Origin of the sequence: Kitasatospora nipponensis, assembly GCF_039528135.1 — a bacterium.
Lineage (GTDB): Bacteria > Actinomycetota > Actinomycetes > Streptomycetales > Streptomycetaceae > Kitasatospora > Kitasatospora nipponensis.
Genome location: NZ_BAAALF010000396.1, coordinates 1 through 2141, shown reverse-complemented (window position 1 = coordinate 2141; position 2141 = coordinate 1). Strand labels below are relative to the sequence as shown.

At 77.9% G+C, this 2141-nt stretch carries 3 protein-coding genes; 1 reads left to right on the top strand and 2 read right to left on the bottom strand.

Annotated features, from left to right (window positions below; genetic code table 11):
- Positions 1 to 122: 122 nt before the first annotated feature.
- Positions 123 to 1034: an ATP-grasp domain-containing protein gene (locus ABD323_RS40565; protein ID WP_344447126.1), complete on the bottom strand. Its 912-nt coding sequence runs from the start codon at positions 1032 to 1034 to the stop codon at positions 123 to 125.
- Positions 1035 to 1183: 149 nt separating this feature from the next.
- On the opposite strand from ABD323_RS40565, the gene ABD323_RS40560 reads away from it, so the two are divergent.
- Positions 1184 to 1720, top strand: a complete 537-nt coding sequence (locus ABD323_RS40560) for an NUDIX hydrolase (RefSeq protein ID WP_344447125.1) — start codon at positions 1184 to 1186, stop codon at positions 1718 to 1720.
- Positions 1721 to 1771: 51 nt separating this feature from the next.
- Here the strand turns inward: ABD323_RS40560 and ABD323_RS40555 are convergent.
- The coding region (locus tag ABD323_RS40555) for a hypothetical protein (RefSeq protein WP_344447124.1) at positions 1772 to 2141 on the bottom strand (370 nt) is incomplete at its 5' end.

The window sequence follows — 2141 nt, the reverse complement described above, 5'->3', positions numbered from 1 at the left end:
CGCAGGCGGCCGACCGGGCGCCGGGGGCCGGGCCCGCGGCGCGCCTGCCGATACCCGGGCTGCGGCCGCGGGTGCCGGTGCTGCTGCCGGGAGCGGTCGCGGGCCTCTGAGCGGCGCGGCCCTCAGGTGGCGATCAGCGAGGAGAGCAGCCCGGAGACCTCGACGCCCCGCGGCAGGTCGCTGACCTGGCCGTCCCCGACCTCGATCACCATCCACCCGCCGCCGTCCGCGCGCAGTGCCAGGTCGGTGGTGACGAACCGGCAGCCCAGCGCCCGCACCAGCGGGCGCACCTGCGCGAGGTCGGGGGCGGGGAACACCTCGGGGGCGTCGGGGTGCGGCCCGCAGAGCACCGGTTCGCCGTCCACCCACCAGACCCGCGCCTCGGCCGCCCGGTCGGCCGCGCCGGCGTCGCGGCCGTCGCCGTCCTGCTCGCCGTCGGCGGACTCGAACGCGTGGAAGCGGCGCAGCACCACGCCGCCGGCCAGGAACTCGCCCTGCAACTCGACGAACCGGTCCACCACCCGGGCCACCGCCGGCAGGTCGTCGAGCTCCGGGATGAAGCAGGCCTCGTGCCACTCGTCCTTGCGGGACTTCACGAAGTCCTTCACGATCGCCGGTCCGCCGCCACCCAGCCGGGCCACCGCGGCGGCCAGCTCGTCCGGTCCGGCGTCGGCGGCCAGCCAGACGCTCTCCGGCGTCGCGCCCTCGAAGGTGCCGTACCAGCCGGGGAGTTCGTGCGCGAGCGCGTAGGCGGCCGCGCTGGTCAGCAGCTGGCAGTCCCGCTCGGCCAACGCGTCGACGAAGGCCGCGTACGCCGCCACGGGGAGCATCCAGCCGCGGTACCAGGCCGCACCGGTGCCGACCGGGACCCGCCGCACCGCCGCGGTCGCGTCGCCCGCCAGCAGGGCGTCGTGGTCGACCAAGGCGGTCTCGCCACCCAGGCCGCGCACCAGCCGCGCCTCGTAGGAGTAGTGCGGATCGACGCGCCGGTCGGCGAGCGGGTCCTGCGGCAGCAGGATGGTCGGGGCTGGCATGCGCCACAGGGTAGCGGCGCGGCCGGGCCCGGGAGTCGTGTTCCGCGATCCGCGAGCCGCGCGCCGGGCGGGCGTGAGCGACCGGCCGCGGTGGTGGCCGGACACCGGCGAAGATCGACAACGGCCGCGCCGGCTGGCAGGCTTGGCGGATGCGAACTCCCCGACAGGCAGCCAGAACCGTGGTGGTCGACCCGGACGGTGCGGTGTTCCTGCTCCGCTCGGAGAACGTCGAGGTGGGCCCGCACTGGTGCCCTCCCGGTGGTGGACTGGACCCGGGCGAGAGCCCGGAAGAGGGGGCGCGCCGCGAGCTGCGCGAGGAGACCGGCTGGGAGGACCTGGAGCCCGAGGCGCTGCTCTGCACCTGGGAGCACGACTTCACCCGGCACGGCGTCCCGGTGCGCCAGCACGAGCACGTCTACCTCGCCCGCGGCCCGCGCCGCGGCCCGCTGGGCGACGTCAGCCAGGCCCACGCCGTCGACCGGATCCTCGCCTGGCGCTGGTGGAGCCCGGAGGACCTGGCCGACCGCGACGCCGAACCGCTCTGGCCGCCGACCCTGCCGGCGCTGGTCGAGGCGGTCCGCACGGCCTGGGCGGCGGGGCGGCCGGGCCCGTCGCCCGCCCACCTCGGCTACCTGCCCAACCCACCCGGCGCGCCGGCCCCGGCCCGGCCGTCGTCCGGCGGCTGACCACGGTCCGACCGGCGGGCGCGGCCCGGCGGCCGACCGCGGTGCGGCCGCTCAGGGCCGGCGCCGCCGCGGTGCCTCGCTGTTCGAGGCCAGCTGCCAGTCCCGGGGGCGCAGCTCCCGGTCGTGCAGCGCCTCGGGGTTGATCAGCACGGTCAGCACCGCGCGGCCGAGTTGCTCGAAGGTCAGGCCGGTGGCGGGCAGCAGCAGCTCGGGCGGCACCGAGATCGCGATCGAGGGGCGCCAGGCGGGCAGCACAGCGAGCGTGGTGCCCCGGCCGATCCTGATCAGCTGGGCCGCCACCCGCCGCGCCCGGTTCTCCTCGGGGCGCACGGCCGGCGGCGCGGGCGGGCGGAGGCTGCCGATCAGGATGCCCAGCGGTGCCTCGCCCACCGCGACGCCGGGCATCGCCGGCACCGCCGCG

Excerpts from the sequence above, each read along its gene's own strand:
- ABD323_RS40565 (WP_344447126.1), bottom strand. The coding sequence starts at position 1,034 with ATGCCAGCCCCGACCATCCTGCTGCCGCAGGACCCGCTCGCCGACCGG.
- ABD323_RS40560 (WP_344447125.1), top strand. The coding sequence starts at position 1,184 with ATGCGAACTCCCCGACAGGCAGCCAGAACCGTGGTGGTCGACCCGGAC.